Source organism: Ktedonobacter sp. SOSP1-85, assembly GCF_016587415.1.
GTDB lineage: Bacteria > Chloroflexota > Ktedonobacteria > Ktedonobacterales > Ktedonobacteraceae > Ktedonobacter.
The window spans coordinates 5,168,311-5,195,270 of the sequence record NZ_BNJI01000001.1 but is presented as its reverse complement, the minus strand read 5'-3'; the positions used below and the strand labels follow the sequence as shown (position 1 = coordinate 5,195,270).

The 26,960-nt window shown below is 56.3% G+C and carries 18 protein-coding genes; 8 read left to right on the top strand and 10 right to left on the bottom strand.

Features of this window, described 5'->3' with window-relative positions; translation table 11 throughout:
- Window positions 1-23 precede the first annotated feature (23 nt).
- Window positions 24-986, top strand: a complete 963-nt coding sequence (locus KTE_RS21655) for a carbohydrate ABC transporter permease (protein WP_201384531.1) — start codon at window positions 24-26, stop codon at window positions 984-986.
- Window positions 987-1,019: 33 nt separating this feature from the next.
- Window positions 1,020-1,907, top strand: coding sequence for a carbohydrate ABC transporter permease (locus tag KTE_RS21650; protein WP_007909929.1), 888 nt, complete (start codon window positions 1,020-1,022; stop codon window positions 1,905-1,907).
- A gap of 60 nt (window positions 1,908-1,967) precedes the next feature.
- Here the strand turns inward: KTE_RS21650 and KTE_RS21645 are convergent, their stop codons facing one another.
- The 4 genes from KTE_RS21645 to KTE_RS21630 all read right to left on the bottom strand — a co-directional run bounded on the left by KTE_RS21645 (window position 1,968) and on the right by KTE_RS21630 (window position 6,317).
- Window positions 1,968-3,206: an ABC transporter substrate-binding protein gene (locus tag KTE_RS21645; protein ID WP_201384529.1), complete on the bottom strand. Its 1,239-nt coding sequence runs from the start codon at window positions 3,204-3,206 to the stop codon at window positions 1,968-1,970.
- Window positions 3,207-3,291: 85 nt separating this feature from the next.
- Window positions 3,292-3,462, bottom strand: a complete 171-nt coding sequence (locus KTE_RS21640) for a hypothetical protein (protein ID WP_201384527.1) — start codon at window positions 3,460-3,462, stop codon at window positions 3,292-3,294.
- A gap of 138 nt (window positions 3,463-3,600) precedes the next feature.
- Window positions 3,601-5,664 carry a HEAT repeat domain-containing protein gene (locus KTE_RS21635; RefSeq protein WP_201387165.1) on the bottom strand — a complete coding sequence of 688 codons (2,064 nt, stop codon included), beginning with the start codon at window positions 5,662-5,664 and terminating at the stop codon, window positions 3,601-3,603.
- Entirely contained in the window at window positions 5,634-6,317 is a 684-nt protein-coding gene (locus tag KTE_RS21630) for an RNA polymerase sigma factor (protein WP_201384525.1), read from the bottom strand. Before KTE_RS21630 ends, KTE_RS21635 begins: the two co-directional genes overlap by 31 nt.
- Before the next feature lie 330 nt (window positions 6,318-6,647).
- On the opposite strand from KTE_RS21630, the gene KTE_RS21625 reads away from it, so the two are divergent.
- From KTE_RS21625 to KTE_RS21615, 3 genes are all read left to right on the top strand, one after another.
- Window positions 6,648-7,226: an HdeD family acid-resistance protein gene (locus tag KTE_RS21625; protein WP_201384523.1), complete on the top strand. Its 579-nt coding sequence runs from the start codon at window positions 6,648-6,650 to the stop codon at window positions 7,224-7,226.
- Window positions 7,227-7,381: 155 nt separating this feature from the next.
- A complete protein-coding gene (locus KTE_RS21620; protein ID WP_236600678.1) occupies window positions 7,382-8,053 on the top strand; it encodes a nucleotide exchange factor GrpE in 672 nt (223 codons plus the stop codon).
- Between the two features lie 187 nt (window positions 8,054-8,240).
- On the top strand, window positions 8,241-9,212 hold the full coding sequence (locus KTE_RS21615; RefSeq protein ID WP_201384519.1) for a DnaJ C-terminal domain-containing protein: 972 nt from the start codon (window positions 8,241-8,243) through the stop codon (window positions 9,210-9,212).
- A 65-nt stretch (window positions 9,213-9,277) separates the two neighbouring features.
- On the opposite strand, the gene KTE_RS21610 is transcribed toward KTE_RS21615, so the two are convergent.
- The 3 genes from KTE_RS21610 to KTE_RS21600 form a co-directional block, all read right to left on the bottom strand.
- Window positions 9,278-9,814 (bottom strand): fasciclin domain-containing protein, encoded by a 537-nt coding sequence (locus tag KTE_RS21610; RefSeq protein ID WP_201384517.1) that lies wholly within the window; start codon window positions 9,812-9,814, stop codon window positions 9,278-9,280.
- A gap of 87 nt (window positions 9,815-9,901) precedes the next feature.
- The gene (locus KTE_RS21605) at window positions 9,902-12,028 is read right to left on the bottom strand and encodes a WD40 repeat domain-containing serine/threonine protein kinase (protein WP_201384515.1); all 2,127 of its coding nucleotides are present in this window, start codon (window positions 12,026-12,028) and stop codon (window positions 9,902-9,904) included.
- A 48-nt stretch (window positions 12,029-12,076) separates the two neighbouring features.
- Complete coding sequence (locus KTE_RS21600; protein ID WP_201384513.1) at window positions 12,077-14,245, bottom strand: WD40 repeat domain-containing serine/threonine protein kinase; 2,169 nt, start codon at window positions 14,243-14,245, stop codon at window positions 12,077-12,079.
- Window positions 14,246-15,326: 1,081 nt separating this feature from the next.
- On the opposite strand from KTE_RS21600, the gene glpK reads away from it, so the two are divergent.
- On the top strand, window positions 15,327-16,817 hold the full coding sequence (glpK, locus tag KTE_RS21590) for a glycerol kinase GlpK (RefSeq protein ID WP_201384509.1): 1,491 nt from the start codon (window positions 15,327-15,329) through the stop codon (window positions 16,815-16,817).
- A 69-nt stretch (window positions 16,818-16,886) separates the two neighbouring features.
- Here the strand turns inward: glpK and glpD are convergent, their stop codons facing one another.
- A complete protein-coding gene (gene glpD / locus KTE_RS21585; RefSeq protein ID WP_201384507.1) occupies window positions 16,887-18,590 on the bottom strand; it encodes a glycerol-3-phosphate dehydrogenase in 1,704 nt (567 codons plus the stop codon).
- 517 nt (window positions 18,591-19,107) lie between these two features.
- Here glpD and eis point away from each other — a divergent pair.
- Complete coding sequence (gene eis / locus KTE_RS21580) at window positions 19,108-20,382, top strand: enhanced intracellular survival protein Eis (protein WP_201384505.1); 1,275 nt, start codon at window positions 19,108-19,110, stop codon at window positions 20,380-20,382.
- A gap of 122 nt (window positions 20,383-20,504) precedes the next feature.
- Here eis and KTE_RS21575 read toward each other — a convergent pair whose 3' ends face one another.
- Window positions 20,505-24,371, bottom strand: a complete 3,867-nt coding sequence (locus tag KTE_RS21575) for a protein kinase (protein ID WP_201384503.1) — start codon at window positions 24,369-24,371, stop codon at window positions 20,505-20,507.
- 212 nt (window positions 24,372-24,583) lie between these two features.
- Between KTE_RS21575 and KTE_RS21570 the strand changes: the two genes are divergently transcribed.
- Window positions 24,584-25,456 (top strand): SMP-30/gluconolactonase/LRE family protein, encoded by an 873-nt coding sequence (locus KTE_RS21570; RefSeq protein WP_201384502.1) that lies wholly within the window; start codon window positions 24,584-24,586, stop codon window positions 25,454-25,456.
- Window positions 25,457-25,478: 22 nt separating this feature from the next.
- On the opposite strand, the gene KTE_RS21565 is transcribed toward KTE_RS21570, so the two are convergent.
- A complete protein-coding gene (locus KTE_RS21565) occupies window positions 25,479-26,819 on the bottom strand; it encodes an MFS transporter (protein ID WP_201384500.1) in 1,341 nt (446 codons plus the stop codon).
- Between the last annotated feature and the right edge of the window lie 141 nt (window positions 26,820-26,960).

Sequence of the window (26,960 nt, the reverse complement as noted above, 5' to 3'; positions counted from 1 at the left end):
TAATGAGTGTAAGGAGTTTTGCTATGGCAGCATCACCACAATCTGCGGCGATGGTTACCGGTGAGAAAAAACCCGCCTCTCCCCGCTTTAAAGGGGCCTCTGAGGGTCGCCGTCGCGACGCCGTCGCCGCTTATCTCTTCCTACTCCCATATCTATTTGTCCTGATCGTTTTCTACCTGGTGACCATGCTCTACGGCCTGGGACTCAGCTTCTACAAGGTCGATATTGGCTTTACCATCCCCCGCTTCGTTGGCATTCGCAACTACCAGAATCTCTTCAACCAGCTCTCATACGCCGCCGATAGCGACTTCTGGGTCTCGATGATCAATGTCTTGAAGTATACGGTGGTCGTCGTGATCGGGCAGACGATTGTTGGCCTACTGCTGGCGCTTCTGCTCCAGGCTATCGCTCCCCGCCTGCGTGGCCTCTTCCGCAGTGTCTTCTATCTTCCCGCTGTGACCTCATCAGTGGCGGTCTCACTGATGTTCCTCTGGTTCTATAATCCCCAAGGACTGATCAATTACATGCTCTCGCTTCTAAGCTTGCCAGGCCCCCACTGGCTTGAAGACCCCAACTTCGCGCTCCCGGCCATTATGATGCTCAATATCTGGACGACCTCGGCCACCTTTATGCTCTACTTCCTGGCCGCGATCCAGGATCTCCCCCTGGAGCTCTATGAGGCGGCGCGCGTCGACGGCGCCAATCGCTGGCATCTCTTCCTCAATCTGACAATACCTTTGCTACGCCCAACCATCTTCCTGGTCGTGGCCCTTGGGACCATCAGTAGCTTCCAGCTCTTCGACCAGGTCAAGTTTATGACGGAGGGCGGACCACTCAACTCTACCCTGACGCCGGTGCTTGAGATTTATAACGCGGCCTTTAAAGATAATAACTTTGGTCTCGCGGCATCCATGTCCGTGCTGCTCTTCGTTGTCATCTTCATTGTGACCATAGTTCAGCGCCGCCTGATCGACGTCAATAACTAGGCAAAATCACCGGTTGGAAGAAGGAGAATTGCTATGGCCCAGGCCCAGACAATCAACAAACCACTCGATATCAGCCAGCAAGAGAGCGAGAAGCCGCGCAGGCCATTTCGCTGGTACAATGTCTTTCTCTATGCGATGCTTCTCGTGTTTACGATTACATCGCTCGGTCCCTTCATTTTTACCTTCCTGTCCTCCTTCAAGACCTTCTCGCATATTCTGGACTATCCCCCAACGCTGCTGCCGAATCCTGTAACCTACGATAACTTTGCCCGTCTGATCAGCGATCCCGACTTCTTACGCTGGATCCTCAATTCGGGCATTTACGCGGTGAGTGTGGCCGCGCTAGATGTGCTCTTCTCGGCTATGGCTGGTTATGCCCTCTCGCGCATCAAGTTCCGTGGGCGCGAGGTCATCTTTCTGGCAACGCTGGCCGTGATGATGATTCCCGCCCCAATCACGATTATCCCCAAGTTTTTGATCATGAACAGCGTGCATCTCGTAAATACCTACTTCGCACTGATCCTCCCTGTTATGGCCCAGCCCTTCGCGGTCTTTCTGATGGTTCAGTTTATGAAGAGCCTGCCACGCGAGCTAGAGGAATCGGCCATGCTAGATGGCGCATCGCGCTGGACTATCTTTACACAGGTCATCCTGCCTCTTGTGAAGCCCGCACTGATCGCGGTCGCTATCATCAGCTTCCAGGGCGCCTGGAACGATTTCCTCTGGCCTCTGCTTGTTCTCAATAGCCGCAATATGTATACCCTACCTCTGGGCATGTTCTTCTATAAGAGTGCCTACTATACCGAGTACAACCTGCTTATCGCAGGCTCGATGTTTAATACCATCCCCATGTTCATCCTCTTCTTTATCTTCCAGCGCTACTTCATCGAAGGCGCCACCAGTGCCGCCGTCAAAGGGTAAGAAAGTATGAAAGGCCTGTTGCGAAAAATGCGCAACAGGCCTTTCATACTTTCACCTGATTTATGGGCTTAAAATCTGGTTGACCTGCATTGCCGCCCGGTTCAGAGCCGCTTGAGAACTGGTCTGACTAAAGAGGACGCTTTGAATGGCCAGGTTGAGTCGGTCGTGAATATACTGGTCATACTTACCAAAGTTATCCAGGTAGCCGTAGTTGGCGCCTTCAAACAAGACGTTAATCTTAGGGTGTGCCTGAAGGTATGCATTTATATTCATATTCTTCAATGTTGGCAGCGCGAAGCCAGCCTGGAGTTGGCTACGCTGTACATCCTGCCCGGTCATGTAGTGAATCAATTCCCAGGAGGCTTCTGGATGCTTGCTCTGGGCGGATGCGGCCCAGGCATTGGTGTAAATCAAGTTGGCCTGCTTACCACCTGGACCTTTGGGAAGAGGCGCGATGCCGTAGTCGGTCTGAGGATAGTTCTGCTGCATATAGGTCACAAGCCAGCCGCCCTCAATGACCATCGCCGAGTGCCCCATGCCAAAGGCGTCAAACTCTTCCTGGGCGGTCGCCGGCACAAGCGCGGTTGGCAGCGTAGAAGAGGCATCCTGGCGCATAAAGCTGGTGTAGTAATCCATCGCCTCAACCCCGGCCTTACTATTAAAGGTGGCACGGGTTCCATCGGGACTAAGCACCAAGCCGCCGTTCGCGAGGAGAAAGGCCAGCCAGCGCGAGGAGTCAAGCTGGAGCGTCAGGCCATACGTCTGCGCTCTCCCCTGGGCGTCTACGCTTGTTAGCTTCTGAGCGGTTGTGCGCAGGTCCTGCCACGTCCAATTCGGGCCTGGCTCTGGAAGATGGGCGGCTGCGAAGAGGCGCTTATTATAGAAGACACCAAGCGCGTTCCAGTCCTTGGGCAGACCGTAGACCTGCCCACGCTTACAACTAAATGAGCTGATTAATCCTGGATAAAAATCAGTGGCGGCAACCTTGTCACGCGCCATGTAGGGGGAGAGATTGAGCAAGACGCCCTGACTGATATAAATATTGGCCATGCGCGGCTGCAAATAAAAGACGTCCGGCATCTGACCACGCTTGAGATCAGCTTGAATCGCGCTACTATAGTCTCCGCGAATGAGTTCTTTCTTGATAAGGATATTCGGGTGCAGGCGCTGAAATTGCTGTAGATTGGCTTCCACAAGCGCATCCTCGACTGGCGAAGACGACCAGTAGGCCACGGTCAAGGTGACCTTTCCTTGCTCTGGGAGCGCCACTCGAGTGTTTGTCTGTTGTGGGCACTCCATAAAGGGGTCGCCACTCCTCAAGGAGTACTGACCGCTCTCCCTACCGCCCCCCTGGGAACCTCCATTCCCGTTTCCTCCCGTGTTACTACCGGTACATGCCAGCATCATTACCATCATGCACAGGAGCAAAGGAGTGACCACGCGTCTCATACTGTACCTCCACCAGTGCCACACGGCCAATAAGACTACTCGCTTCGTCGCGATCTGGGCTATTGAGACACACTACATTCACCACTACCAACCTACACAGCATCATACGCAACCAACATCCCCCTGTCAATAGGCATCACCATATCACAAAAGACGTTCAAATCGAGGTAAAAAGCAAAGGAGACCCCACGGGGCGCGGCACCCAACGATCCGTCTCTCTGGCCCACCTGGAAGAGATTCAAACTCAATTTTTGACGCCCCATACAAACAATGTGCCATTCTCGTCAACGGAGGCGACCTGCGCACCATCGGGGGACCAGGCTACGTCTGTGACAATGTGTTTATGCTGCTCAAATGAGCCATCCGCGCACCCCGAGGGATCACATAGTTGAATACTGCCATCGCTGCTCGCCGTGGCAAAACGGAGGGCATTTGTGCTCTGTAACGGAGACCAGGTGCTAACAACCGAGGCTTTGCCATTCACCAGCACAATGCCATCGGCAGCAAATTGCTTCAACAACCACCGTTTAGCCCCATCCTGGCCGTTTGTCCCGATAAGATACATGCTATCAGGCGACCAGGCCAGCGAATCGAGGGCATAGGTAGGATAGGCCGGCTCTACTGGAAGCAATATACCATGCCCCACGATCTCCAGCGTGTTACCGTTGTTTACCATCTCAGGCGTACTACTGGCAATGGCCAGCATAGCGGCATCATCCGAAAAGGCAAGGGCGGTCACACGGAGATTGAGCGTGGGATAGGTTGTAAAGGGCGTGCGACTATTCCAGTGCCAGAGCTGTACCCTTCCCCTTCCTCGGGCGCCTGTCACACTATCATTGTTGTTCAGTGCAAGTGCGATAGTATTGCCATCGCGTGAAAGCGTGGCGACGGAATACCGGCTTGCCTCTCCTGGCAGCGTATAGTTACTTTGCGCATCGCTGCCCTGGTAATTCACAAAGATGCGCGTCACGACCACCTGTTGATTCAGGTTAAGGTCAACAATGGTGAGGCCATCCTGGCTCCACTGCATCGCGAGCACAGATCCAAAGACACCAAAGCTCTTATCGCATACCTGGCGCGAGACATCACAGACCTGGATATAGCCTGCCTCGTCTGCGAAGGCCAGCAGGTGCTGCCCATGGCGCGCACCTCGATACGCGGTCGGCGCCCAGGAGACCTTCTCAATACTGCGCGCATTGACATAGCTAAAGTAGGTCTCGGTGCGCCCCACTCCAGCAGCGGGGGGATGCGTCCACGAGCGTAGGGAGAGCCAACCCCCAATGATGAAGAGCAAGAGGGCAACCGCGAGCAGGCGCCCGCCCCACTGCTGCCAGGGCGTCGCGCTGCGTGGCGCACGCTCCCGGTATTTCGCGCGGGCTCGCCCACCACGTCTCTCCGCACCTGTTCCCCACGCTGGGCGTGACACTTGCTCCTGTGGCACATCATCAACCACCTGTTCAGCTTCCACGACACCAGTAGAGAGACCTTCACTATTGTCCGACTGCGCGCCAGGTGTCCCGGTCTGTTCAAGCGATAAGGCAGGATCAGTAAGCGGGAGCAATAGCGAATCGGTATTCGTGGATGAGGCGGAGGGAGTTTGTGCTATATGCCGCCTGAGCGCTCCATCTTCCGACCCGCGCTTATGATCTGCCTGATCCAGTTGCGCACGCACAAAAGGCTCCAGGGAAACCTGTTCGTTTAATTCGCCCAGGGCCTGAATAGCGGCTTCATGTACAAGATTGGACTCATCAGTAAGCCCTTCGACCAAAATATTTACTGGCGCGCGCTCCCCCATTTGCCCCAGGGACCACACCACAGCCGCGCGTACTGTGGGATCGGTATCGTGCCAGGATTTACAGAGGAGATCGAGAGGAGCACGCGGGCCTTGCTTGCCCAGGGCGCGGGCCGCCTCCGCTCGAACCTGCCACTGCTCATCGCGCAAAGCTTCGGCTAGGATAGACACCGATGCCCGCTCTCCTCTACTACCCAACGCTCGCACGGCCGCCGCGCGCACAGCCTCATGCTCATCATGTAAGGCAGCTAGCAGTACCTCTGGCGCTATATCTTCCTGCCTGCGCGCCAGTTCTCGCAAGGCCATTACCTTTTGCTGCCAGTTCTCCTGCTGAAGGGCGGCGCGTAGCTGGTCATGCGAGAGGGCGCGCGCCTGTTGACGCACCTTCCCCAGGCCCAGGTGCGCGAGCACTGGTGGCTCAGATGGGGCAGAAGCTCTATCCAGAGGTGTGGATGGGGCTGATGCAGGCTCCTGCTTGTCACGATTTAGTTGTGATCGGTAGGCATCAAACTCCATTGGCTTGCTTTCTTTGGTTTCCCCTCATTTTTGCTCTTCGTGACTTTTTTCACCGGTTCGGCTGAACCTGTAGGGATACCGGGGCGCGCCTCTTCAAAGGTCTTGCGCAAGAGCTTAACGCCCCTATGCACATACACCTTCACCGTCCCCAGGGGCTGCTCAAGCACATCCGCGATCTCCTGGTACGTCAAGTCCTCAAAAAAATACAGACTTACCACGTCGCGATAATGCGCCGGCAAGAGCGCGACCAGTAGCTCCAGTTCCTGCCGACTCTCAGCCAGTTCAAAGGCTCGCTCCGGCTGTGCATTAAGCTCATCCTCGCGCGCAAGGTGCGGGCTCTCATCTGAAGTATCGAGATAAATGGATGGAGGCGCTTTCACACGCCCGGTATAGTTGCAATAGACATTCCAGGTAATCTTATAGAGCCAGGCACGCGCTTTTAGCATCTGTATACGCTCTGGAGAATACGTCTCCAGAGCCATATAGGCACGCAAAAAGGCCTCCTGTACGATATCTTCCGCATCTTGCATGCTCCCTACCCGCCGGTACACGAAGGCACAGAGCTGGTGCCAGTAGAGCACAACCAGTTCTTCATAGTACCGTTCGACGTCATCGGCGAATAGAGCCAGCAAATTTTCTCCTGCCGGTTTCATAGCTCTTTTTAACCATGCTCTTTATATTTTTCTCTACCAACTACAACACAAGCATTCAGCCAATGGTTACAATTAGCACCATCAATCCGGCACGTCTCCTCAAAAAGGGCATGTCTTCTTTACGTATGATAGCACAGCAGGAGGGGATGAGAGCGAGTCCAGGTATATGCGCTAATGAAAGATAGCAAAACGAATTCACAAATGGATTCAATGCTTCAGTCGGGCTTTCACCTATGCGTCATGCTAGTAGGAGAGGCCCTCCTTTTTGGTTCAGGCCTGTCTCGCTTCAAGCACTAAATGCAGTATTATACGTAGTGAGGAGGAACACACATGCAACGAACAACAGCCGACATCTATCAGGGCGCGTATGGCACGACGGGGTCCACCTGGCTTATGGCTATACGTGGTGTCGTCGCTATCATCTTTGGCATTGCCGCACTCTTATGGCCGGGTCGAACACTGCTTATCCTGGTCTACCTGTTCGGAGCGTTCGCTATCGTTGATGGCATTCTTGCCGCCGTTGCCTCGGTGCAGCTGCGCCATCTGACAAACTACTGGTGGATCATTCTGCTGGAGGGTATCTTTGGCATCATCATTGGTATCGCCGCCTTTGCCTTGCCCGGCGTGACCGCGCTGGCACTCCTGTTCCTTGTCGCGACCTGGGCCATTCTCACAGGCATTCTGGAGCTTGTGAGCGCTTTTTCGGGACGCGCACCAGTCAGGCGTGAATGGGCAATGGGTATCGCGGGCGTGCTCTCTATCGTGCTGGGTATCTTGCTTATTGCCCAGCCACAAGCTGGACTCCTCACGCTCGTCTGGCTCATCGGTATCTACGCCATTGCGTGGGGCTTTACCCTGTTCGTGCGTGCGTTTCAACATCGCGAGCCTCATCCCCCTATGCCTGGCTAGACGGTGCCAGGCATAGGGGCACTGTATTTTATCTTTTATTGTACCAGGGATTTTTTACCTACTTCTGATCCGAAAACCCTGAGCGTGAAGCGCTAGTCACGCCAGTGACGTTGGGTTTCGGAATAAGATCTTAAAGGAGATTTTTAGCAGTGAGTATGCCACAGCAACCATTTGGCAATCCACAACAGCAACCCGACTATACCCCTGCTGAGGAACAGGTCGTCCCGCAGGATGTCTCAGACCAGCCAACCATGCGCACTGAAGCAGTCAATAGCCAACAAGTTCAGGCTCAGCAAGCTATGCCAGGCAATGAGGAAGGCGTCGATATGGATGTCGCAACCCTCGAACGCGAGCTCACTGAGGCTCAGCGCCAGGCCGGCGAGTATCTGAGCATGACTCAACGCCTGCAGGCTGACTTTATCAACTATAAGCGGCGCGTGACCCAGGAGCAGTCCGAGGGTCGCCTACAAGCCCAGGCCCAGGTCATTGAACATATCCTTCCCGTGCTCGATGACCTGGGGCGTGCCCTGATGGCGGTCCCACCTGAACTAGCCCAGCATCCCTGGGCGCAGGGCATCCAGCTCACTTCGCGCCAATTGGTCTCAGCCCTCCAGCAGCTGGGTGTACGCCAGGTTGGCATGCCAGGTGAACTCTTCAATCCTCACTGGCATGAGGCCTTGATGAAAGAGCCACGCCCCGATCTTCCAGAAGGGACGGTCGCCCAGGTCTTCCGCCCAGGCTATGTCTTTGGCGAACGCGTCATCCGGCCAGCCCAGGTCACAGTGGCAGGTCCCGCTCCATCAGGAGAACAGAATGTGAGCCAGTAGAGAATAAATTTTGCCAGAAATATGTTATCATTCTCTAGAAGAGACTGCTAGCAGTCCGGGAACAGGAGAGCCAGAAGTTTATGTGCTCTCCTGTCTTCAGGCTATGGACCCACGCTCTTCACCGCTCTAGCGCTTGAAGGTCCTTGTATTTTTCGCACAATAACTAGCAGCGTAGGAGAACCGATCAATGGCAGTTGATTATAAAGATTATTACAAAGTACTTGGTGTCAGCAAAGACGCCGATAAGGATGCGATTCGTAAGGCATTTCGTAAGCTAGCGCGCCAGTATCATCCCGATCTCAATCCTAATAACAAGGAAGCGGAAGAGAAGTTCAAAGAGATCAATGAGGCATATGAGGTGCTGGCCGATCCTGAGAAACGCAAGAAATACGACGAACTCAGCGATTACTATCAGCAGTATGGAACCTGGCCTGGGGCGGGGGGCGGAGCCAGCAATTTTAGCGGCGGCAACTATCGCTATCGCACAGTCAGCGAGGAGGACCTGTCCGATCTCTTTGGTGGTCAATCGCCCTTCTCGGACTTCTTTGAGACCTTCTTCCACTCCGGCTTTGGTGGCCAGGGGGGAGGTAGTCCCTTTGGCAATGTACGTAGCCAGCGTGGTGCTCAACGTGGGCGCGTCACCCAGACCCACGGCCAGGATGTCGAGACAGAGGTAGAGGTCACGCTCGCCGAAGCGTATCAGGGCACTACGCGCACCCTGCAACTCGCCGCACCTGACGGCAGCACCCGGCGTCTTGAGGTCAAGATACCCGCAGGGGTCAACGAGGGTGGGCGCATTCGCATCGCGAAACAGGGCCTGGACGGTGGCGATCTCTACCTCAACATTCGCCTGCGTCCCGACGCACAGTTTGTGCGCGAGGGCGCGACCCTGCGCACAGTGATCGATGTTCCGCTCAAGAATGCGATCCTGGGCGGCGAGGTCCAGGTTCCCACACCCGACGGAAAACGCCTCCTGCTGCGCATCCCTGAGGGAACGGCCAATGGGCAATCCTTCCGCCTGCGCGGGAAGGGTATGCCACGCGTGGGCAAAGGCGATGAGCGCGGCGACCTCTACGCGGAGGTACGCGTCCAGCTCCCGCCCAAGCTGAATGAGGAGCAGAAGCGCCTCTTCCAGGCCTTCGCGGACTCACTTCACTAAACTTACAGACATGATGAGCTGGAGCTGCTAAAGCAGCTCCAGCTCATCATGTCTGTAACCTCTTCTCACGCTCCTGGCCCCTGCGCCTCATGCCGCATTAATTCATCGGGATTATAGATTGTGGCATAATGCTCAACACCCGGTTGTAGAAACTCCTTCAGATCCAGGTCAGGGGGCATCAACAGACCATCCAGTGTATAAATGATCCCATTTGAAGCGAAGAGGTCTGCCTCCAGAACGGGGACGCCACCTACCCGCATGGGATTGCGCATATCAATCGTCAGGAGGCGGCCTGTGCGGGTCTGAAGCTGAATCGTAGTAGAGTGACTCTGCTCCGCCTCCCGGCGCAAATCCGCAAGCGAGATACGCTCAGGCACGATATGGTAATCAAGCAAATACTTGAGCTTGCTGAGGTGCTTCAACAAATCAAACTCGTTCACATCCTTCAGCTCATTCAAAGCCTGGTCATGCGGCGCGAATAGGGTGATCTGTGTATCCTCCTGCAAGAGATACTCCAGGCCAACCGCGCGCACTAACGCGTCCAGGTCATGAAAGGTATAGGGGTAACTTCGCTCTTCAAGAATGTCGATGATCCGCTCCATAAAATTTTCTCTCTTCGTGTGAAAAGGGGTGAAGATGCATGTATCGAGATCACGAAGAGCGAAGGAGAAACGTTTCTCGGCAGAAGACTAGCTGGGAGCGCGCCAGACGCGGGCCGTGGCGTCACCCTTGGTTGTGGAAAACCCTTCGTCCAGGCCGCTGCCACTGAGCAGCATGCGGCTATCCGGCGACCAGGAAGCGGAACAAATGGGTTGTGTATGCCCGCGATAGACTTTGACCACTTTGCCTCGCTGCGCTCCCCCTTGCATCTGCCAGACATAGAGATTGGTATCCTTGTTTTCATAGTCTCGCGCCCCTAACAGATAGCGCCCATCTGGCGACCAGGCTAACACCTGGGGTCCCTTCAAGGCTGGTGCGCAGGCAAACACAACTCGCTGGCGCGCCACATCCCATACCTGGACATCCGCATTTTGATACGAGACCGCCAGCAGCGTACCATCTGGTGACCAGGCCAGGGCCTGCGCATCCACATCTGCACGGGTGAAGAGGGCCTGCACCTTGCCATACGCTCCCGCTTGAGTGCTCCACAGGCTCACTAACTCGCGAAAAGTCTCGCCGCGCGCGTCACTACTCTGTGTTAATGAGGCGATTGCGCGCCCACCAGGTGCCCATTGCAGCATAGAGGCAAGCTGGCTCTGGGGAAACTTGACCGTGTTGTTTGTATAGACCTGTTTCTTCTGGCGCACATCCCATATCTCAAGCTCATTGCTGGTGACCAGGACCAGAAAGTCGCCCCCAGGCGACCAGTACATATTCAGAAGATAATTGCGCGTGGCTAATGTCTCATAGGTGTCGGCGTTGAGATGGCCCAGGAGCAGGCCCCTATCTGTTGCCAGGGCATACTGTCTCCCATCCGGAGCCAGGCAGATGTTTTTTAAGAGCGTGGTCCCATATAGCCTGGCACCTGGATACAGCCATTGCTCGTTCGCGCCAGTCTGGGCATCCCATAGATAGGCATCGGTATCATCGAGAAAGGTCAGCACACGCTTGCTATCAGGGAGCCAGGCGACATAGCCAACCTTCTGATGCGCCCGGCGATAGACAGCGATTTCATCCCCCATAACCACCGGGGGCGCTTTCCGCCAGAACCAGGAACTCCCCAGGGCGCCCAAACCCGCAACGCCTGCTACGCCAACACCTCCAGCCAGCAAGGCACGCCGCGACAGGCGAGGTGTGGTGGGAGGAGCAGACTTCTCCAGTGGCACAGATATCTGTACCTGCTGCTGGCGCCTTTCGGTCGCTTGCAGTGCCACCGCTAGATGCTCGGAGGCAGAAGCCTGTAGCGTCCTCGAAGCCCCAAACAGGGTTCCATAGTCTCTAGAAGCCCGCTCGTGCATCCTTCGATCCCCTCCGTGGACAATATTGGGCGCACTCACAGCGGCACTAGCCTGGGCAAAGGCCTGGGCAAAGGCCAGTACGGAAGGGAAACGCTTCTCCGGCTCTTTCGCCAGCGCACGCAGGACAACCTGCTCCAGTTCGTCAGGGAAATCGGGCTGATAATAACGCAACGGATAAGGAGGGGTGAGCAGGTGTTGCGCCAGCACCTCGGAGATAGAACCTATGAAGGGGGTCTGGCCACAGAGCCACTCGTACGCCACGATACCAAGCGCATACTGGTCGCTGGCGGCACCAGGCTTCCCTTGCAACTGCTCGGGCGCCATATAGAAAATTGTACCTGCAATCGTATCCTGCGCACGCTCTTCACGCACACTATTGGCAATCATGGCAATGCCAAAATCACTGAGTAGCACCTGTCCTTCTCGATCTATCAGCAGATTCTCCGGCTTGATATCGCGATGCACAATTTTATGCTCATGCGCGTACTGTAAGGAGGCGGCGACCTGCGCGATATAGGATGCTATCACCTTCAACGGTGGGCGCGTCCCCCGGGGATAGAGGGTGCGCGTGGTGCCCCTGGGAGCATACTGCATCGCCAGGTACGTCGACTCGCTCGCTTCATCTATACCAAATTCCAGGATACGCACAATACCAGGGTAGTTCAACTGCGCCAGTACTCGCGCCTCCTGCAGGAAGAGTTCCCTGTTCTCTTTTGTCAGGGCGGTAGGCATAACCTTGACCGCGGCCTGGCTCCCCAGGTAGCGATGCTCACCCAGATACACTGAGGCAAAGCCACCCTTCCCCAACAGCCTGGTCAGGTGATAGTTCCCAACTTGTCGCCCGCTATAGTCGCTCATAACTTCTTGCTGCTCCAAACCTTTTCACGGCCCTACCTGTGGCTGGCCTTATTCCGCCTGCCAGATATGCACAACGCTTCCATCCGTGGAGGCGATACGCGTGCTATCCGGCGACCAGGCCATAGCACGCACATAGTCTGTATGCTTTGCATAGGAACCCAAGAGCCGCTTCCGCGCGATATCCCAGACTGGCACTGCGGAGACATACCCCTGCGCCTGTAGCGAACCAATAGAGGCGGCCAACCGCGTGCCATCGGGCGACCAGGCCAGGGCCAGTACGCTCTCTCCATGCTGGCCCGCCTGAAAAACCTCCTGCTGCGCGCCGCTAAACGCATCCCAGACGCGCACATGCCCCTCGATATACCCTGTTGCCACCAATCGCCCGCCTGGCTGCCACGCGATATGCAACGCATCGTGCTCTCCCGAGGGATTGCTCACCAGATCGCTGCCGTTATCTCGCCTCCAGGTCATAATACCAAGTAGCGCGATATCAACATCGCCTGAACTGCTACCCATACTAAAAGCGGTGGCAATATATTTTCCATCGGCAGACCAGGCAGCATCAACGTTCGAGAGCAAGTGCAAACCAGGATGAGTTGTCTGCGTCTCCCCCGTGACCAGGTCCCACACAAGCAGATTTCCCAGGTTGGAGGCATTCTCCTGGTCTGATACGTTCTTCATCCCCAGGACGGACTTGCCATCGGGAGAAACGGCTATAGGAATGGCGTTTCCTCCACTATGATAGGTGGCTTGCACGACGCCGCTATGCGCCTTCCATACACGCACACCCGGCTTGCTTGAGCCTGGTGTTGCGCCCGCCTTTTGTCCATTGACGGAGACAAGAGTGTCGTTGTCGCGCCAGTTGAGGCGGGTAATGCTTCCCAACTGCTCCCACGGTTGCGCGCTCAACTTCCCCTGCCCGGCGTCCCATACCAGGACACGGTTGAGATCAGCGGAAGCTATTAGCCTTCCGTCAGGCGACCAGCCCAGGGCAGTGATGGTGTTATAGCTCCCGGCCTGCTGGGGATCGTTATGAATATCATGTCCATTGAAGGTGAGCAGGCGCGTCCCAAAGGGAGGCAGTGGCTTCTGCGCTGGACTATGTGTCGCTTCTGGTGACTGCTTCGGCGTACTCTGCGCCGCTTCTGGTCGCCTTAAGGCCCACCAGGAGACACCTCCGCCCACAGCAATAATGCCCGCCCCTAGCGCGATACTCCCCACTACCGCGCGCCGAGAGACACGACGAGTGCTTTCTGGTATGCGCTGCGTCTCAGCTTCGATCTGCCTCGTGGACAAGGCCTCGTCCCCGGTCGGTATTTCCACGACGTGCTCGCGCTCCACTATGCCGGGTTGAGCCTGGTAGCCAGCTTCATATGGCCCGGGTTCTCCCAGGCATGCCTGCTCAAAGGCGCGGGCGAAGCTGCTGATGTCGGGGAAACGCTGATGAGGATCCTTCGCCAACGCCCGTTCTATGACGTGAGCAACGCCTGGATGGACATCTGGCAGCAGCGTGGTCAGAGAGGTCGGGGCCAGCGTGAGGTGCTGGGAGAGAACCTCGCGGAAGGTTCCTGCGAAGAGCGGCTTCCCGCTCAGCCAGGTATACATAATCGCCGCCAGCGCATACTGATCGCTAGCGGGACGCGGATGGCCTTGAATGACCTCCGGCGCCATGTAGTTGACCGAGCCAGCGAAGGCCTCTCTATGCTGCGAGTGCGTATGATGCGCAGTAACAGCCAGGCCAAAATCACTCAAGAGTGCCTCATGAGCCGCGCCCAGCAGGACGTTCTCCGGCTTCATATCACGATGGACGATACGCCGCTGATGTGCATAGGATAAGGCGTCCGCGATCTGTATGACATGCGGCAAAATAACATGGGGTTCATAGCATTGCCCCAGACGATAGCGCTGCTGCAAGGTTCCATTTGGAGCATAGGCCATCACGAGATAGGGGACATCTCCATCGATGCCACCCTCCAGCACGCGAATAATGTTGGGGTGCTCCAGTTGCGCCAGGGTGCGTGCCTCAGCATAGAAAGCCTCCGCTTCGCGCTCCTGGATATGCGTATGCAGTACTTTGATCGCGGCCTGCATCTTCAGGTGACGATGCTCGGCCAGGTACACCTCGGCAAAACTTCCACGCCCCAGCAATTGTGTCAGGCGATAGTTACCAAGGTGCTTACCCACCAGCCCAGCGTTGCCTGTTCCATACATTTCCATAAATATACGACTCTCTCATTAACGGGCTTAACCTGTCTATAGCGTCTACCATAGCATATTTAGAAATAGTTTGTATATGACATCCATCACATCATGAAGGAATTTCTCTTCTTATGTCCGCTGCCAGAGGGTGAGGGTACTGCTGGTGCATAATATGGCCCCCCGCGCGCCGCATGTGCTCTACACTCCCTGGGGAAACACCACACACCTTGTTCCTGGTCTAAGCACAAAATAAACCCGCCTTCGGATCTCCTGGGCGGGCGATCAGGCGGGTAAAATGCGTTGATAGTGTTATTTCGCCATCATTATCTACGCATCACTTGGTTTTGTTATGCTGACGCGGATGGGTTGTTCCTCCAGTCTTATGTGGCTTTTGATGTGGCTTTTGATGCCCCTTCCCGTGGTGTTTGGGGCCTGGCGTGCCTTTTGGGGGGCCGGCATAGGTGTCCTTGTGCAATAATGTACTCACATGAGAAGAGCCATGCGTTCCCAGATTCATAGCATGGCTCGCTGCCAAAGCAGGAGTCCTGGTTCCCACAAGCAGACACAAGACCAACACACACGTGACCAGGAAGAGAACGATACTCCTCTTCATCGCCGAAGCGCTCATGTTGCCTCCTTCATACCAATAACTGTCTTCGGACCTTCTCTCGTTACAAACCAATCTACTAGCTTCTCTCAAGAGCAGCTAGTGAGGTCAAAGATATAGCCGTGTTTTCACGTAGTACAGCTTTTCTCTTTTCCCTACGAGTATCAGTATAGATCGTCTCCAATGGTAGCAGTTGATGAACCGATTTCCATACCTACATTTCACAAATGTGCAAGGGCCTGAAAAAGCCAATTCGCAAGTTTGCGCCCTACATCGGCTCTGGCCTGGTTTCAACACATCCACAAATCCAGGCGATACTTCAAGCGGGCGCTCAGGCCGTGGCGATTCATCATGCCCATCTCTGGCCCTGACGCTCCCGCAGACGATTAGGGAACTATCATGCTCTCATGCTAGAATACTGTGAGCACCGCCGCTCGCATTTTCACTACTACATTGCTGTTTGTTGCTCAAAGAACACGGAGGATTGTACGTATGGCCAAGTATGTATTAGCACTGGATCAGGGCACCACCAGCTCACGCGCGATTGTTTTTGACCATGATGGGGCAATCGTCAGCGTCGCCCAGCAGGAGTTTCCTCAGATCTATCCCGCTCCCGGCCTGGTCGAGCATAATCCCGAGGACATCTGGTCCAGCCAATTGAGCGTTGCGCAGGAAGCCTTGAAAAAAGCTGGAGCCTCCTCTATCGACGTAGCGGCAATCGGTATCACGAACCAGCGTGAGACCGCCATCGTCTGGGAGAAGGCTACTGGCAAGCCTGTTTTCAACGCCATCGTCTGGCAGAGCCGCCTGACCGCTCCTATTTGTGATGAGCTCAAGGCTAAGGGCTTTGACAAAGAGCTCCGCGCCCGTACTGGCCTGGTAACGGATGCCTATTTTTCGGGAACCAAGGTTAAGTGGATTCTCGACAACGTGGAGGGAGTACGCGAGAAGGCGGAGCGCGGCGAGGTCCTCTTCGGCAACGTCGATACCTTCCTGATCTGGCGCCTGACCGGGGGTCGCGTCCATGTTACCGACGCCACTAACGCCTCGCGCACCCTGCTCTACAATATCCACGAGGGAGAGTGGGACGAGGTCATTCTCAAAGAGCTGGGCGTGCCACGCGCCATGCTCCCCAATGTGCGCCCCTCCAGCGAGGTCTACGGAGAGACCAATCCCGAGTTCTTCGGTGGCCCCATTAAAATCGCGGGTATCGCAGGCGACCAGCAGGCCGCGACCTTTGGCCAGGCCTGCTTTGAGACCGGTATGGCCAAGAACACCTATGGCACCGGCAGCTTTATGCTGATGAATACCGGTTCCGAGGCTGTTGAATCCAAGAATGGTCTCCTGACCACCATCGCCTGGCGCTTGCAGAATCAGACTACCTACGCCCTTGAGGGCAGCATCTTTATCACTGGCGCGGCCGTGCAGTGGCTACGCGACGGCCTGAAGGCGATCGAGAGCAGCGGCGATGTCGAGGGCCTGGCCAATACCGTTGAGGATAATGGCGGCGTCTATCTCGTTCCCGCCTTCGTGGGCCTGGGCGCCCCCTACTGGGACTCCTACGCACGTGGCGCCATCCTCGGCCTGACTCGTGGCACCACGATGGGCCATATCGCCCGCGCCACTCTGGAATCGATGTGCTACCAGACACGCGATGTGCTGGAGGCCATGGTCGCTGATAGCGGAGTCGATCTTAAGGCCCTGCGCGTCGATGGCGGCGCCGCGGTCAATAACACGCTGATGCAGTTCCAGGCAGATATCCTCGGCGTGCCTGTACAGCGCCCCAAGGTCGCGGAGACCACCGCGCTGGGCGCCGCCTACCTGGCTGGTATCGCCACCAACTTCTGGGGCGGCCCCCAGGAGGTCGCGGCGCAATGGGCGATTGATCAGACCTTTGAGCCACGCATGAGTGAAGACCAGCGCGAAAAGCTCTATAAGGGCTGGAAAAAAGCCGTCGAGCGCTCCCTTCACTGGGAACAGTAGCTTGCTGGAGGTTGCGTGAGAGGGGGAGAACCGTCGCGACGGTTCTCCCCCTCTCTGTTCTACGGATACTTAGCTCTCTACAGCCTGCACAGGCTCAATCGCTGGAGCAGCGGACTCCTCCTTCAACTCCTGGCGGAAGGCCTGGCTCTTGGCGACCGCGGCCTGGTAGCGCTGCTCTTGCTCAGCACGCTCCTCTTCGGGCCAGCCGCAGAGCGTGCACATCTCCTTGAGGACACGTGGCAGGGCCGCCAGCCCCTGGTCCTGAGTATAACCTAGCATTGTCCGCCGTAACAGGAAGTCTTCGGCGTCCACGCAGAACTCGCGCGCAACGGCGTGATGGATCTGCGCCACAATGTCCAGGTAGGCGGGATGGATACGCTCCCCCAATTCTGGCTGCCTGCGCAACAGGGCGAAGATGCTTAATGCCTCCGTCCCATACAGGCTCAAGAGATGTTCGACCTGCTCATTTGATAGGTTCAGACCCTCGCTCTCTTTGTAGAGCAGGTCGCGCATATAGCGCAGGCTCTCGTCCCGCCCCTGGGTTCGAACACTCAGGCGCGCACCGGGCAGAGGAACCTTCGCGGTCTGCGCTCGCGCCGAGAGCCCCAGTTTCTGGCAGGCCATGTCTACGGCGTCTTCTGCGATACCGCGATACGCCGTAATCTTGCCGCCCACCACCGCCATGTAGCCGTGTAGATTATTGGTTTTGGCATAGTCGACCAGAGCATGCTTGCGTGAGACGGCCGACTCGCTTACGCCCTCCTTACGCACCAGGGCACGCAGCCCAGCCGTGGTATAGTAAATCTTGCGCCACTGCGCCTCCGGGAGAAACGTCTCGACCGAGTCGCGCAGGTAGTCGACATCCTCACCATTGGCGCGTACCAGGTCAGGCAAGTCATCGTAATCAGTATCGGTTGTACCGACCCAGGCATAGCCCTGCCAGGGAATGACGAAGAAGAGACGGTCATCCTTGCGCGCAAAGAGAACCAGGGCATGGTTGCTCGCGGGAGGGGAGGTAAAGTGAATGCCCTTGGTCATGCGTACGCGGTGACTAGGCTTATGCAGCAGCTTGCCCGTCAGGCTATCGAGCCAGGGTCCAGCCGCGTTAATAACCAGGCGTGCTCGGACCTCACGCACCTCCCCACCGCGCTCATGCCGCACCTTGACTCCGGTAATCTCCTCTCCTTCTCGCAACAGACCCACAACCCGCGTGTGATTCCAGATCTGCGCGCCGTGGTCGCGAGCATCGAGAATGTTCTCCATAACCAGGCGCTCGGTCGATGGCACCTGCGCATCATAGTAGCACAGCGCCCCTTGCAGGCCATCAGGATTGAGCAACGGCTCACGCTTCAACACCTCTTCCCGATTCCAGAAGTTATGGTTCGGCAGGCTCTTATCATAGGAGAGCAGGTCGTAGAGGATCATGCCCATTTTGAGCCTGGCGCGATAAAATAGACTGCGTGACCACATCGGTACAACAAAGCGGAGCGGATTGACCAGGTGAGGGGCAATACGTAACAAGATCTCGCGCTCACCCAGGTCCTGGCGCACCAGGCCAAAATCGAACATTTCCAGGTAGCGCAGGCCCCCATGGATCAGGCGCGTTGAGGTCGAAGAGGTTCCTGCGGCAAAGTCGTCCTTCTCAAAGAGCGCCACTCTTAAGCCGCGTAGAGCCGCATCACGTGCAATACCCGCCCCCACGATTCCTCCGCCAATAATAACGACATCGAAAAGCTCTCCTTCGAGCTGCGTGAAAGGAGATATTGTACTCATAGCCTGTTCCACTCCAGTCTTCTTTTAGAACGCTCTATCTCTACTATGCCAGCCCGCCCGAAGAGAAACAAAAAAAGCCCTAAGCCTCCTTTGTCTATCTTCGGCTCAGGACTTTTCACATCAGTGTCCCAGGTTATATTACGTTGCAATCAAGTCAAATCGCTCCACGCTTGCATATGAGCACGCTGACTGCCGTATTTTTAGCTGCAATATTTTTTACCATTCAATTATACCTGAAGCATGGGTATTTGTCAAGTTATTTTTGGTTCCTTCACGCCCCTTACCCCGAAGGCTCACTGAGTAGGCATGTAGCAATGGCGGGTCAGTACCGTTTGCTACCCACGCCCCTTACTCCGAAGGCTCGCTTAGCGGGCAGAGGCAGAGGAAGCGCCACCTGGAGGGCGTTCGCGTTTGACGCGGACGCTACCTGGATGTTACCTTTAGGGAGGACCACACCACCCCGGATTTTTTCGCCAGCGATCCAGCCTGGCTAACTATTTCAGAGGAGAGATCTCTTATGACCATCGTTGTTCGCCAACTCGCGACGCCAGAGGAGATGGACCAGCAGTTTATCTGGGCCGACCAGGCCTTCGCGCCCACGCCCGATCCCGCCAATGCGCGCGCCTGGGGCCAGACGGTCTTGACGCAGCCTGACTTCCGCCCCCAACAACTACGCGGCGCCTTCCGCGAAGAGGCACAACTGGGCGGCTATGGGCTCAATGAATGGATACTGCGCATTGGCGAGGCTCGTATCTCCACCGGCTGCATTGGCATGGTCGTCACCAACTCCAGTCAGCGTAAGCAGGGGGTAGCGACGGCTATGATGCGCGACGCGATCCAGTTTGCGCGCGAACAGGGTCATAGCCTGCTCCTGCTGGATGGCATTCCAAATTTCTATTATCGCTACGGCTATACCGATGTCTTTGATTCCTCTACTGAGGAGATCAATCGCGCGGCCATCCTGGCTCATCCCGTAAGCTCCCATACCGTGCACCAGGCCACACCAGAGGATGCACAGTCCATACGCGATCTCTACGAGCGCCGCCTGAGCGGTTTTACTGGCAGCTTTGAGCGCTCGCGCGAGAAACAAGAACACCTGTTGCGCCACCGCTTTGGCAAAAATACAATCTTACTTGCCACGTCTCCCGAAGGCAAGGTTGAGGGCTATGTGCTTGCTTCACGTGCTCCAAGCCCGGCCGTGGCTCTGGAGCTCTGTGCCGACAACTGGCCTGCCCAGATCGCGCTCATGCAGGCACACGCACATCTCTCTGATGGACCAGAGGCACCAGCGACACATACCTATTATCTCCCGCCTACCTCAGAAGAACGCTATCGCGCCATCGCCCATCTCGAAGTGCCCGATACCTCCCACTGGCACGGCCCTGCTGAAGAATGGGGCATCCGCACAGTGCAGGCGCACCATCGCTACGCGGGCTGGATGGGGCGCATTGTTCATCTACCAACCTTCCTCGATGCCCTGCTGCCCGAGCTGCAAGCGCGCTGGCGCCGCTCCCTGGCCTACTGGTCAGGCGAGCTACATTTCCTGGTGGGCGAGGAAAGCTATACGCTTGGCATCTCTGGCTCCGAGCTTCAGAGTACCACGAAGCCAACCGATAACGCGAGCACCTTCCAATGTTCGCCCCAGGACTTCGCGCAACTGGTCCTTGGCTATCGCCCCCTCTCGTGGGTCCTCACACAGCAGCCACAAGAGCTTTCATCAACTGAGCAGACCGTGTTGCAACACCTCTTTCCGCCCAGCCAACCCTGGATCAGTTTTAGCGACTGGTTCTAGACGACTGGTTCTAGAAATATAGATATAGATATAGATATAAATATAGAAGATTGCGTTTGTCTGCGTCATGCACCGCTAATGCGGTGCATGACGCAGACAAACGCAATCTTCTATACACTATCTTAATGCTTTATACGCCGCTCTCGTACCAGCAAGATGCCCTCATGGGGAGCCATCTGCCCCTGAATACGTTTCTCCAGCAAGACGAGAGCAATGTAGAGATCCAGGTAGTGCCCCAGCACGCGTTCAACAGACGCTTCCGCTTGCTGTGGCCCCCCACCTGCTGCCATCCCGACATGCTCTTCACTCCCCCGATCAGGTGAACCCGAGGGGCGCGCCCGCCAGTCATAGACATAGAGTGCCAGCGAGAGCAGAATACTCCTCACATACCTGCGCAGATAGTCCTCGCTCTCATTATTCGGTCTCGATGCCTCTTCATAGAGCGGCATGAGGCGCGAACGATCCAGCATAAAGGCCAACATCCGCTCCAACTCGTGCATTTGCAGGCGGACACGCTGAAACTCGCGCGCACTATTGCGCACAAACGCTGCCAGGTGTTCCTGCATAAAGGCAAAGGTAGGCGCCAGTTCGCGACCACGATCCAGGTTGCAGGCGTTCTCGCGCGTGCATGCCAGCGTCAAGAGACGATCATAGGAGAGCGGGCGCCCCTGATCTAAATCCATACTGCTGGCAAGCGCGACAACGTGCGCGCGTTGTATGGCTCGCTTAAGCGCCTGAGCCTGCTCGATTCTGAACTGGATCTTGCGCACACGCATAAGGGCGCGCTCGCTCTCCCTGGTCTCCGCAAGCGAGTACGCGCCAGAGAGAGCATGGAAGAAAGAGCTGAGCAACGGCTCCATCTGCGCGAGCAGCTCTCCCAGTGTGGTGGCAACGTCCCCAACCAGTTGTAAAGGTAGTTCGTGCTCCCAGATATGGAGCAGTACTTTATACATATTCTGCATAACAGGCTTATCATAGATCTTGAGTAGCGCCTGCACACACTCGATAACGCGTGTCAGAGTCTGCTCCAGCTCCTGGCTGAGCTTGCTATTATAGGTAAGATCCTGCTTATACACTTCCATGAGGATGCGTCGCAGGGCCTCAGGTGATGAGGCGTCCTCTTCGACCCAGGCAAATCCCTGGCCCTGCTCCACCCAGTAGCCTAGCGAGGCGGACAGCCTGGATCTGATACTCTTATCCGCGCCTACCAGCCGGGCCTCAGCACGCGTGGGTAAGCGGTAATACCAGGCGCCAGGCTCCCGCCCATTGAGCCAGTCACAGAACGCCACAGCGTCCGTTGGGCGCATTCCCAGTAGGGGCGTATGCCCTTGCCCATATTCAAATGCCGAAATAGACAAATGGTCCGGCAAGCAGTTATTGCCTTGAGCGCGCTGCTCATCCAGGAAGAGCTGGTACTCAGCACAGGTTACAAAAGAGGGGTTGAGATAGACCTCTCCATGCAGGTGTAGCATCTGCTGTAAGCGACGGGTGAGCAGGACATTGGTAATCAAACGCCGCCGCTCTACGTCGCTATCCTCTACCCCCTGCTTGAGCAAGGTCTCCAAACGCAGGCGAACCTCGGGCTGGACTTTCAAGGCTTCACGCTGGCATTCAAGGGCCAGGGTCAGCGTGGCGACCGAGGTCTGAGCATCCAGGCAGGCGGCGATAACAGGGGTGGCATCGGCCTGAGCGCAGTAGAGGCGGATCGTTTCATGCCACCAGCTAATAGCAATCTGCTCGACCAGGAAGTTGCCCAGCCCCTCCTCTTTGATATGCACAGCGGCCAGGTACTCTTGGAAAGTGAGGTGCGCGAAACTATACACCCCCTGCTCCCGCTCCAGCAAGAGACCGCTGGTGTTCTCCAACTGGCGTAAAAAGGCCGCTGGTTCCAGGCTCGTGCCGAGCTGGGATAATGGCGCCTGAATGATGCGATAGGCATCTTCAAAGGGGATATCGCGTATCCCCATACAGAGCATCGAGAAAGCCAGGAAGCGCAATACCTCGCGTTTTTGCGCCACGGTAAAGTCTAGCGCAATGCCTTTCGCCTCCTGGCGCTTGCCCAGGAAGACATCACAGATCTCGTCATAGAGCATCACGCGCTTCACTGGTAGGGTATCGCGATAGCGGTGCACCGTCGCGATCATCGTCAGCAAGAGGGGATTGACCGCCAAGGCTATCAGCGCCGGATTTTCATACAGACGCCCCAGCAAATCGTCCGCGCCGCTCCGCGCTTTCGCTCGTACCTCCAGGTCGTCGCGCTGGGCACTCATAATTTCGTTGGCCTGGTACCAGTTATAGATAAAGCGCTCGACCTGGGCACGTGTAAAGACGCTCATCTCCAGCACAGTAACGCCCGTCAGCGGGTTACTCCGGTAGCCAAAGGGGCGCGAGGTAATAATAAAGCGGTTCTGGCCATAGACCAGCATCTGCTGCTGCACCCAGTTCACCACCTGCTTGCGCGCCTGGAGGTCCGCGACCTCGTCAATACCATCCAGAAAGATCAGGCAATTGCCACTCTCCAGGCGCTGCTTCAGCCAACCTGCGGGCATACTCTGCCGCCAATATTTCTTGTGGTGATCAGCAGCAGCTTCCTCTAAGGTGTAGCGCTCGCCGCGACGTTTGATGGTCTGAGCATGATCGCGCAGAAAGAGCAGAACCGGCAGTTTTGTGGGAATAGCACTCCCCTGCTCCAATCTGCGCCGGCTCGCCAGCGTCAGCACCATATGCTTTAAGAGCGTTGTCTTACCACTGCCAGGAGAGCCAACAACCACAAAATGTTGCTGCTGTAAGGCTGGAGATGCGAGAAAATCCCAGATCTGGTGCTCGCCTGGCGCAAGATCCGGACGCACACGCAATGGGTCAGCCGATACCTGGTGGACGGGCGTTGGCACCATACTCAGCTCGACAAAGACTTGCTCCAGGGCCAGTGTATACATACTCTGCGTTCCTAGACCCTTCACATCCAGGTCGCGATGCTGGGAGAGCAGATAGTGACAGTAGCGCTTATGCACGCTTGAGAGGTTCCACTGCATATGGACATCTAGCCAGCTTGCAATCTGCTTAACGGCGACCAGGGGCGCCGCCACCAGGTGTACAGGCGCGCCCACTTGCTGAGCGGGAACGGGTATCATGCCTGTGGTGGTGGAGAGCCATGCTTCAGACGACGCTTCTATTGTGTTGGCCGCCTCCGCGAGCGCCAGCGCAAAGGCCTCAACCGTAGAGAAACGTTGCTGGGGTTCTTTGGCGAGAGCGGTTTGAATGACCTGTTCGACGGCCAGGGGGAGCGAGGGCCGCTTGGCGCGCAAAGAGGGAATATCCGCGAAGAGATGCTGGCTCCCAATCTCAGCCAGCGTTCCCTGAAAAGGGGGCGCGCCTGTCAGCAGTTCATATGCAATGACCGCCAGGGCGTACTGATCGCTGGCGGCACAGGGATTCCCCTGATGTTGCTCTGGGGCCATATAGGCAACGGTTCCACCGAAGTGAGGGTGGCTACGCAAATACGAACTACGCAAGATAACGGCGATGCCAAAATCACTGAGTTGGTACTGCCCTTGCGCACCAATCAGCACATTCTCTGGTTTGACATCCCGGTGGACGATCCCTCTCTCGTGCGCATACTGCAGCGCTGCCGCAAGTTGCTTAATACAGGCCAAAACCTCAGGCAGAGAGAGCGTATTCCCCGTCTCACAACGCTGGCGCAGCGTTCCATGGGGGGCATACTCGACGACAAGAAAGGGAATGCGCTCTCTCCCTTCAAGGCCGAAGTCGAGCACATGGACGATGTTCGGATGATTGAGCGCGGCAATCGTACGCGCCTCTTGCAAAAAAGCCTGCACATCTTGATAGAGAAATGCCGTTTGTTGAACTTTGATCGCGGCCTGGCGCTCCAGGTAGAGATGCTGGCCCAGGTACACTTCTGCATAGCTTCCCTCTCCAAGCAGGCGTACCAGTTGATAACTACCAAATTGCGCCCCAACACGGTCAACCATCAGAACATCTCCTACAAATACATACTTGCAAATACCTCGTTCCGAAAACCACTCTTGTATACTAAAGATGCAAGCCAAACCTGTCAAGGTATATACTATAAGTAATTTCTCCTTCCCCATCCAAATTTTGATGAGTCAATATACAACTATCTCAAATAACGGTGGGAACGGAGAAAATTGTAACAACGAAAGGAGCCGTAGAGCAACCACTCATGAGCAATGCAGTACTCTTTTTCCCGGCACAAAACTTTCTTGGCGAGGGTCCACTCTGGAACGTGGATGAGCAGGCGCTGTACTGGGTCGATATCATCGGTCAATATTTTCATTGCCTCGACCCGCGCACTATGTTGCATGAGAGCTTTGATGTTGGCACACCCGTCTGTGTGCTTGCCTTCCGCAAGAGCGGCGGATTGGTCATGGCGCTACGCGATGGCTTCGCCTACTGGAATGCCCAGGAGAAACGTCCCGAATATATCGTGCGTCCGCTGGAGCATCTGAACAATGTCCGCTTCAACGATGGCGCCGTTGACTGCGCGGGGCGCTTCTGGGCTGGCACCATGAGTACCACCGGCGATCTGAACTCAGGAGTGCTCTATCGCCTCGATCCCGATGGCTCACTCCATGTGATGGACACCGGCTTTGGCATTTCAAACGGCCTCGGCTGGAGCCCGGATAACACCATTATGTATCTGACCGATTCGCCTCGACGCGTTATTTATGCCTATGACTTCGCGGCCACAACTGGCGCCATTAGCAATAAACGTGTCTTTGTTCAGCTTCCCAATGATCCACCTCAGCCCGATGGCCTGGTCGTGGATAGCCAGGGCTATGTCTGGAGCGCGCACTGGGACGGGGGCTGCGTCACTCGCTACGCCCCTGATGGCTCCATAGAGCGTGTCATCCAGGTCGCGGCCCCACACTCCTCCGCCTGCGTCTTTGGTGGGGCAGCGCTCACCGATCTCTATATCACCAGCGCCCAACAGGGTCTCTCGCAGGAGCAGCTCAAGCAGTATCCACTCTCCGGCGACCTCTTCCGCTACCAGAGCGATGTACCCGGCCTGCCAAAATTTCAATTCGCCGGCTAAGATGCGCTACTTGCGTACGCGCCTACTCCTGACCTGGAGAAGAAGGCGCGTACGCAAGTAGCGCGCCTGCCTCTTGCACCACCGGCTCTGGCTGCTCCTCTACACGCAAGGAGAGAATGATATATCCGGAAATGAGCTGGGTCAGGCCAACAAAGGCCATCAACAGGCTGATGCCGTGCACTCCCTCTTTGCTCGTCATAATCCAGCCCATGAACAGGGGTCCCACAATCCCACCGATACTGCTAATCGAGCCAATCATCCCCACGCCCGCGCCCAGCGATTCGCTGCTCAACAGCAAGGCGGGCAGGGTCCAGAAGACGCCACCTGCCGCCAGCATGCAGCCCTCCGCGATAACCAGGCTCCCAATACTCATGTTCCGGTTGATCACTACCAGAATACCAGCCGCCAGCAAGGCAAAACCAGCGAGAAGATGAGGCACGCCCGCGTGCCGCTTACGCTCTTTGCTGCGATCAGAATGCCGGGAATTTATATAGAGTCCAACCATTCCCGCAAGCGAGGGCAGGACCGCGATCAGACCTACTGTGCTGGAGCGCTGGTGCGTCACACCCGTAATGACCACTGGCAGCCAGAAGTTCATGCCCCTGGCTCCCAGCGCTCCTAAGAGTGATGCTATCCCTAATGCCCAGACACTTCCTAGCTTTAACACCTCACGCCAGTTCTGTTTTCGTGTTCCTGCCATACGCGCCTTATCGCGGGCAAATTTATGCTCCAGTTCTTCTTGTTCTTCTACACCGATCCAGCGTGCTTTTCCTGGTTCATCCGCGACCAGGAAGAACCAGAGCGGCGCCCACAGCAAGGGTCCAATTCCTTCAATCACAAAGAGCATACGCCAGTTCATGTATAGCAACAACAACCCCACAAGTGGCTTTAATGCTAAAGACGTCAGGGGGATACAAAACATCCAGTACGTGTTTGCACGTGCTCGCTCCTCCAGGGGAAACCAACGCGAGAGGAGCACTAGCAGCGCGGGACCCATCGCGCCATCTATCATACCCAGCAGAAAGCGTACAATCAACAATTGCGTCGCGTTCTGCACACCACTATTGGCCAGGGCCAGTACGCCCCAGGACAACAAGGCCAGGGTGACGAGACGACGTGGACCCCACTTCGCCACCCAGTAGCCCGCTGGCACCTGCGCCAGCAGCGCACCACAACTTAAGACACCCGCGGCAATCCCCACCAGCGTGGCGCCAATCGCCAGCGAACGCTCCATCCCTGGCAAGGCAAAACTCAGGTTAATATGGTCCATGGATATCAGAACATGGGTCAGCATAATCAGCGGGACAATACGTCGCCAGCGCTGCCCCAGGCGCGCTGACCGTGTCGAAAAAATATACTGCATACGACATCTTCCCTTCCATCCACCCGTTGTAGGGTCCATGCTGGCATGGACTGCGAGCGAAGCGACCTGCCCGTATTAGGATATTGGCTTGCGGGCCGGCCGAGTCCATGCCAGCATGGACCCTACACGTTCTTCGTGAAC

Bases quoted from the DNA above. Each gene is read 5' to 3' on its own strand.
- KTE_RS21635 (WP_201387165.1), bottom strand. From the start codon at position 5,664: ATGGAGTTTGATGCCTACCGATCACAACTAAATCGTGACAAGCAGGAG.
- KTE_RS21655 (WP_201384531.1), top strand. From the start codon at position 24: ATGGCAGCATCACCACAATCTGCGGCGATGGTTACCGGTGAGAAAAAA.
- KTE_RS21615 (WP_201384519.1), top strand. From the start codon at position 8,241: ATGGCAGTTGATTATAAAGATTATTACAAAGTACTTGGTGTCAGCAAA.
- KTE_RS21570 (WP_201384502.1), top strand. From the start codon at position 24,584: ATGAGCAATGCAGTACTCTTTTTCCCGGCACAAAACTTTCTTGGCGAG.
- KTE_RS21625 (WP_201384523.1), top strand. From the start codon at position 6,648: ATGCAACGAACAACAGCCGACATCTATCAGGGCGCGTATGGCACGACG.
- eis (WP_201384505.1), top strand. From the start codon at position 19,108: ATGACCATCGTTGTTCGCCAACTCGCGACGCCAGAGGAGATGGACCAG.
- KTE_RS21640 (WP_201384527.1), bottom strand. From the start codon at position 3,462: ATGATGCTGTGTAGGTTGGTAGTGGTGAATGTAGTGTGTCTCAATAGC.
- KTE_RS21610 (WP_201384517.1), bottom strand. From the start codon at position 9,814: ATGGAGCGGATCATCGACATTCTTGAAGAGCGAAGTTACCCCTATACC.
- KTE_RS21630 (WP_201384525.1), bottom strand. From the start codon at position 6,317: ATGAAACCGGCAGGAGAAAATTTGCTGGCTCTATTCGCCGATGACGTC.
- KTE_RS21620 (WP_236600678.1), top strand. From the start codon at position 7,382: ATGCCACAGCAACCATTTGGCAATCCACAACAGCAACCCGACTATACC.
- KTE_RS21650 (WP_007909929.1), top strand. From the start codon at position 1,020: ATGGCCCAGGCCCAGACAATCAACAAACCACTCGATATCAGCCAGCAA.
- KTE_RS21575 (WP_201384503.1), bottom strand. From the start codon at position 24,371: ATGGTTGACCGTGTTGGGGCGCAATTTGGTAGTTATCAACTGGTACGC.
- KTE_RS21600 (WP_201384513.1), bottom strand. From the start codon at position 14,245: ATGGAAATGTATGGAACAGGCAACGCTGGGCTGGTGGGTAAGCACCTT.
- glpD (WP_201384507.1), bottom strand. From the start codon at position 18,590: ATGAGTACAATATCTCCTTTCACGCAGCTCGAAGGAGAGCTTTTCGAT.
- glpK (WP_201384509.1), top strand. From the start codon at position 15,327: ATGGCCAAGTATGTATTAGCACTGGATCAGGGCACCACCAGCTCACGC.
- KTE_RS21645 (WP_201384529.1), bottom strand. From the start codon at position 3,206: ATGGAGTGCCCACAACAGACAAACACTCGAGTGGCGCTCCCAGAGCAA.
- KTE_RS21605 (WP_201384515.1), bottom strand. From the start codon at position 12,028: ATGAGCGACTATAGCGGGCGACAAGTTGGGAACTATCACCTGACCAGG.
- KTE_RS21565 (WP_201384500.1), bottom strand. From the start codon at position 26,819: ATGCAGTATATTTTTTCGACACGGTCAGCGCGCCTGGGGCAGCGCTGG.